Source organism: Stenotrophomonas sp. STEN087, assembly GCF_056759115.1.
In genome coordinates this window covers 1-6,138 of sequence record NZ_JBRRCR010000140.1, presented here as the reverse complement: position 1 = coordinate 6,138, position 6,138 = coordinate 1, and the positions used below count along the sequence as shown (strand labels likewise).

The 6,138-nt window shown below is 67.0% G+C and carries 4 protein-coding genes; 3 read left to right on the top strand and 1 reads right to left on the bottom strand.

What is annotated here, in order from left to right; all coding sequences use genetic code 11:
- Positions 1 to 89: 89 nt before the first annotated feature.
- Positions 90 to 2,522: a TonB-dependent receptor plug domain-containing protein gene (locus ACVOK1_RS19940; RefSeq protein ID WP_481563041.1), complete on the bottom strand. Its 2,433-nt coding sequence runs from the start codon at positions 2,520 to 2,522 to the stop codon at positions 90 to 92.
- A gap of 243 nt (positions 2,523 to 2,765) precedes the next feature.
- Here ACVOK1_RS19940 and ACVOK1_RS19935 point away from each other — a divergent pair, with 243 nt between their 5' ends.
- The 3 genes from ACVOK1_RS19935 to ACVOK1_RS19925 all read left to right on the top strand — a co-directional run bounded on the left by ACVOK1_RS19935 (position 2,766) and on the right by ACVOK1_RS19925 (position 5,965).
- Positions 2,766 to 3,242 (top strand): DUF3574 domain-containing protein, encoded by a 477-nt coding sequence (locus tag ACVOK1_RS19935; RefSeq protein ID WP_116863579.1) that lies wholly within the window; start codon positions 2,766 to 2,768, stop codon positions 3,240 to 3,242.
- A gap of 36 nt (positions 3,243 to 3,278) precedes the next feature.
- Complete coding sequence (locus ACVOK1_RS19930; RefSeq protein ID WP_481563040.1) at positions 3,279 to 4,136, top strand: XAC2610-related protein; 858 nt, start codon at positions 3,279 to 3,281, stop codon at positions 4,134 to 4,136.
- Between the two features lie 110 nt (positions 4,137 to 4,246).
- A complete protein-coding gene (locus tag ACVOK1_RS19925; RefSeq protein ID WP_481563039.1) occupies positions 4,247 to 5,965 on the top strand; it encodes a thiamine pyrophosphate-dependent enzyme in 1,719 nt (572 codons plus the stop codon).
- Positions 5,966 to 6,138: the final 173 nt, after the last annotated feature.

Below are 6,138 nucleotides of genomic sequence, written 5' to 3'. Positions count from 1 at the left end.
CGGCCCCCCCCGCCCCCCCCCCCCCCCCCCCCCCCCCCCCCCCCCCCCCCCCCCCCCCCCCCCCCCCCCCCCACTACCGGTCTGCTGGGTCAGAACGTGTAACGCACGCGGCCGTAGTAGTACGCGCCGTTGCTGCCGATCGGTGACAGCACGTCGTACGGCAGGTTGCCGTAGTAGTAGATATCGTCGTTGGACTTGTCCGGATAGTTGTCCGTCAGGTTCTGCCCGCCGATGGCCACGCTCCACTGCTTGTTGAAGCGGTATTCCACTTCCGCATCCAGCTGCCATTCGGCCTGGTAGGTCTGGCGCGGGATGTAGCCATCACCGAAGTTGAACACGCGGGTGGCACTGCCGTAGCGGTTCACGCGGCTGCTCAGCGACCAGTGGTCGTTGCTCCAGGCGGCCGACAGGCTGGCACGGGTACGCGGGGTCGCGTCGGTCAGCGTGTTGGTTTCTTCGATGCCGAACAGCACGTAGTCCGCATCCAGTGCCTGCAGCTGGGCCGGGGTGGCCAGCACGTTCTTCAGCGTGGTCTTGGTGTAGGCGTAGGTGCCGGTCAGCAGCAGCTGGCCATCGCCCAGTGCCTGGCGCCAGTTGGTCACCAGCTCGGCACCGCGGGTGCGGGTGTCGGCGGCGTTGACGAAGAAGCTGGCGCTCTGCAGGCCGGTGACGCCGTAGTTGGCGGCCACGAAGTCGGTCAGTGCATCGCCGGTGATGCTTTCCGACAGCGCGATGCGGTCGTCGATGTCGATCTGGAAGAAGTCCAGCGACAGGTCGAAGTGCTCACCGATGCGGCTGGTGAAGCCCAGCGAGGTGTTCAGCGATTTCTCCGGCTTCAGGTCCTGCGCGCCGAGGCCGCGGGCGATCGGGTTGTTGACCGACAGCAGGCGGCCCTGCACCAGCTGGCCAGCGGCGTTGTAGCCGGTGGAGGTGGATTCGTAGCCGATCTGCGCCAGCGACGGCGCGCGGAAGTTGTTGGATATGGCACCGCGCAGGGCGAAGGCCGGGGTGAACTCGTAGCGCAGGCCCAGCTTGCCGGTCAGCTCGCCACCGAAGTCGTCGCTGTGCTCGTAGCGTGCGGCCAGGTCGGTGGAGAAGTGGTCGCCGTACTGGCTTGCCAGGCTGGCATAGGCGCTGGCCACGTCACGTGCCAGCGACGCGGCATCCTGCGGGGTCAGGCCGCCACCGGCCTGCGAGCCGGTCGGTCGATCGGTGTACGGGCCGGCTGCATAGCTGGACGGGTCACCCGGACGCGTCTGGTAGCGCTCATGGCGTACTTCCGCGCCCAGGCCCAGGGTGTGGGTGATGCTGTCGCTCTGCGAGAACGCGCGGCTCAGGTCGAGGTTGCCCACGGTCTGCGCGTACTGGTAATCAGCGGTCTTGAAACGGGTCGGGCTGGTCGGACCCAGCGAGGCATTGATCGAGTCGCGCAGGCGGTAGGTAAAGTCGTTCTGGCCGTAATCCAGGCTGCCGTCGTAGCTCCACTCGCCCCACTGGCCGCGCACGCCGGCCACGGCCTGCACGTCGCGGTTCTCGCCTTCGGAAATCGGGCGGTAACCGTTCGGGTAGACCTCCTTCCAGTTGGCATCGCTGTCGGGGTAGCGGAAGTAGTTCGCGCCCTCGGTATCACGCTGGTTGAAGGTGCCGAACGCATAGAACGTGGCGGTCTTGCCCACCGGGATCTCGGTGTTCAGCCAGAGGTTGATGTCCTTGCTGGCGCCATCGCCGAGCACGTAGTTGCGCTTGCCCTGCAGCGCCAGGTTGGCATCGGTCTGGTCCCACGGCGGAATCAGGTCGTAGCCGGCGCGGTTGGTGCCGTTGCGCTTCTTGTATTCCAGGCCCACGCGCAGGAAACCGCCATCCTCGCCCAGCGAGGTGCCGACCTTGGCGCTGATGTTGCCGGCCTGGCCATCGGTGAGGGTGCGGCCGATCGGCTTGAGGTCGGTGTGGTTGGCACCGTAGCTGGCTTCGATCTCGCCGCCGTCGCCGCCGTTGTCCAGGATCACGTTGATCACGCCGGCCACGGCATCGGAGCCGTACAGCGCGCCGGCGCCATCACGCAGCACTTCGATGCGCTTGATGGCGCTGACCGGGATCGAGTTGAAGTCGACCGGGGTGGTGCCCTTGCCGATCTTGCTGTCGGTGTTGACCAGCGCAGTGTGGTGGCGGCGCTTGCCGTTCACCAGCACCAGCACCTGGTCCGGCGACAGGCCGCGCAGCTGCGCGGCACGCACGTGGTCGGCACCGCCGGAGTTGGACTGGCGCGGGAAGTTGAACGACGGCAGCAGGGCCTGCAGCGCACTGCCCAGCTCGCCGTTGACCACGCCGGCCTTGCGGATGTCCTCGGCGGTGAGCACGTCCACCGGCGAGGTGGATTCGAGCACGGTGCGGTCGGCGGCGCGGGTACCGGTGACGATCACCGTGTCCAGGTTGGTGGCTGCATCCTGGGCAGAGGCCAGGGCGGGGGGCAGGGCGAGCGCGATGGCGAGGCCGAGCGGCGACGCGGACAGGCGGGGGGACATGCGGACTCCAGCAACTACGACGTGGGGAAGGGGCGGGGGAGAGATGGTTTCACTTACATCCATCCGGATGAAGCGATATATTATCTTGGCGTGAGGAGGGGGGGTGACGCAAGCCCCGCTTCCGATCGCATCAGCTGATGCCCCCGTGGCATGAGTGATTGGTTGCAACCGCAACCGAAACGCAGGTGTACCCTCCGTGCCCCTTCGACCCGCTTTTTCCCCTTCCCCGGAGTGCTGTCCCCCATGAAACACCTTGGCCTGATCTTTGCCGTGCTGCTGGCCACCAGCGGCTGCGCCAGCCTGTCCTCGAAGACACCCAGCGCCTACGCCGCCACCGCCGAGATGCAGGGCGATGCCGCGCGGCCGTCCAACGGCACGGGCTGGGTGCGCAGCGAGCTGTACTTCGGCGTCGGCGAGGAGCAGGGTGCCGGCGACCGTCCGCAGGCCGACACCATCAGCGAGGCGCAGTGGCGCGCGTTCCTGGACAAGGAAGTGACCCCGCGCTTCCCCGATGGCCTGACCGTGTTCGATGCCTACGGCCAGTGGCTGTTCCGCGGCGATGCCTCGCCCAACCGCCTGCGCACCAAGGTGCTGGTGGTGCTGCATGAAGACAGCCCGCAGCGCCGCGCCGACATCGAAGCGATCCGCCTGGCGTGGAAGCAGCAGACCAAGCACCAGTCGGTGCTGTGGTCGCGGCAGGCGGTTGACGTATCGTTCTGACCTGGAGGCGCCAGCCTGGCGCCGCAGGGAATGACGATGAAACACAGGGAATCCGTGGTTGGCCTGCTGCTGGCGGGCCTGCTGGTGCCGCTGGCGCAGGCTGCTGACAGCGATGCGCCGTTGCGCTTCGAGGCAGCGCCCGGCGTTCGCGTGCAGGCCGAGGTCACCGAGGACGGCAGCATCGACGTGCAGCTTCTGCCCTCGGGCAGACGGCTGAGCCTGCCGGGCGCCCCCGATGCCGATGGCAATTCCCGGCTGTCGGCCGAGGATGTCGATTTCGACGGGCGTCCCGAGCTGGTGGCGCGGGCGTCGGTCGGCATGGTCAACGAAGCGGTGGCGGTGTATCGGTTCGATCCGGCCAGCGGCGGTTTCCGCGCGCTGCAGGCCGAAACCCACGGGCATGACAACTGTGGCGGCCTGATGGGCCTGACCGTCGATGCCGCCACGCGCACCCTGACCAGCAGCTGCCGCAGTGGACCGATGTGGTACACGGATCAGTATCGGTTCGAGGGTACGAAGCTGTATCTGTACCGCTCTGAAGACGTGCTGCGGCTGGGCGATGCGCTGGATGCCGCCCTGCAGTGGGAGCAGACCGACGAGCAGGGACCGCTGGCGGTATGGCGCACCCACGATGCATCCGGCCACGTGCTGGAAAGTGCCATTGCCGATGGGTTGAGCGCGCCCGCCAGCGGCGAACCGCTGCGTGGCCAGCAGGCCACGGTGGTGTCCGCGCGCCTGTTCCTGTTCGACCGGCCCGGTGCCGCCAGCACCAAGCGCTACCTTGTGCAGGGCGATCGCGTGGAGATGCTCGATGAGCAGGACGGCTGGGTGAAGGTTCGTTACCGCAACCCGAAGCACGGCGCGATCGAGGGTTGGATCAACGTCAACGATTGACGCCTCGCCGGTCCGCAGTTTGCTCAACAAGGCGGTCGGCTTCTTGCCCACGGCGGCATCACCTGGCCGGGTCTAGCCTCGGGTTTCTCCCCCGAACCGGCTGTGCCCCCATGAGCAAGCGCGTTGCAGAGATCGTCATCGACACCCTCCAGCAGGCGGGTGTCCGCCGCTGTTACGGCATCGTGGGCGATACCTTGAACCACGTGACCGATGCGATGCATCGCAGCGACATCGCATGGGTGCACGTGCGCCACGAAGAGGTGGCCGCGTTTGCCGCCGGTGCCGATTCGCTGGTGAGTGGGCAGTTGACTGCCTGCGCGGGCTCGTGCGGACCCGGTGGCCTGCACTTCATCAACGGCATCTTCGAAAGCAACCGCAACCGCGCGCCGATGGTGCTGATCGCCAGCCAGATCGTCACCAGCGAACTGGGCATGGAATTCCCGCAGGAAGTGGATTTCAAGGCGGTGTATGGCAGCTGCACGGTGTTCTGCGAACAGGTGCACAGCCCCGAGCAGGCGCGGCGCGTGGTGGCATTGGCCTGCCAGGCGGCGATCAGCCGCCGCGGTGTGGCGGTGGTGATCCTGCCCGCGGACATCAGCGAGGCCGAGGTGAAGCACGATGTGCCGTTCTCGGTGCACTACGCCCAGCCGGTGCTGCGCCCCTCGGATGACGAACTGCAGCGCATCGCCGAGCTGCTGGGGCAGGGCAAGCGCATCGGCATCTATGCCGGTGCCGGCTGCCAGGGCGCGCATGCGCAGCTGCTGGAACTCGCCCGGCGGTTGCAGGCACCGGTGGCGCACACCTCACGCGCCAAGGATTTCGTCGAGCCGGACAACCCCTACAACATGGGCATGACCGGCATCTTCGGCATCGAATCGGGCTTCCACACGCTGATGGAGTGCGACACGCTGCTGCTGCTCGGCGCCGACTTCGCCTGGGGCCAGTTCTACCCGGACAAGGCGACGATCATCCAGGTCGACCGCGATGGCAGTCATCTGGGCCGCCGCCACCCGGTCAATCTGGGCGTGGTCGGTGATATCGCACCGACGCTGGATGCGCTGCTGCCGATGCTGCCGCCGCGCGAGGACAGCACGTTCCTCGACGAGTGCATCACCCACCGCGACAAGGCGCTGCAGAAGCGCGAGCAGGAAGAACAGCCCGGCGAAGGCGAGCTGATCCATCCGCAGCACCTGACTGCGCTGCTGTCGAAGCACGCCAGCGACGATGCGCTGTTCACCGCAGATGGTGGTTCGCCGATGGTCTGGGTGCTGCGCCATATCCGGGTGAACGGCCGCCGCCGTACCCTGACCAGCCTGCTGCACGGCACGATGGCCAATGCGATGCCGCAGGCGCTGGGCCTGCAGAAGGCTTTCCCCGGCCGCCAGGTGATCTCGCTGTCCGGTGATGGTGGCCTGGCGATGCTGCTGGGCGACCTGCTGACGGCGGTGCAGGAAAACCTGCCGATCAAGGTGGTGGTGTTCAACAACGGCTCGCTGAATTTCGTCGAGCTGGAGCAGAAGGTGGAAGGCCTGCTGGACAACTACACCGACCTGAAGAATCCCGATTTTGGCCGCCTGGCCGAGGTGATCGGTTTCCACGGCCGCACGGTGACCCGCAGCGAGGATCTGGAGGAGGCGGTGCTGGACTTCCTTGCCCAGCGTGGCCCGGCGCTGCTGGATGTGCATACCAGCCGCGCGGAGCTGGTGATGCCGCCGCAGATCGAGGCCAGGCAGGTGGCCGGCACGGCGTTGTACGCGGCCAAGGCGGTGTTGAATGGCCGCTTCGATGATGTGAAGCACCTGCTGGTGGACAACTTCCTGAAGAAGTGAGGGGTTGGGGTCTGAGGCAGGGCTGCGCCCTGCACCTGCCGAGGCAACGTCAACATCAACGTCAAAAGCCTGCATTCCGTGGGATGGCGGGGTGGGTCCGGTTGAGGGGGACGCCGTAAACCCGTCCATGGGGGCTTGGTCGCGGCATCCATGCCGCTCACACCCCCTCAACC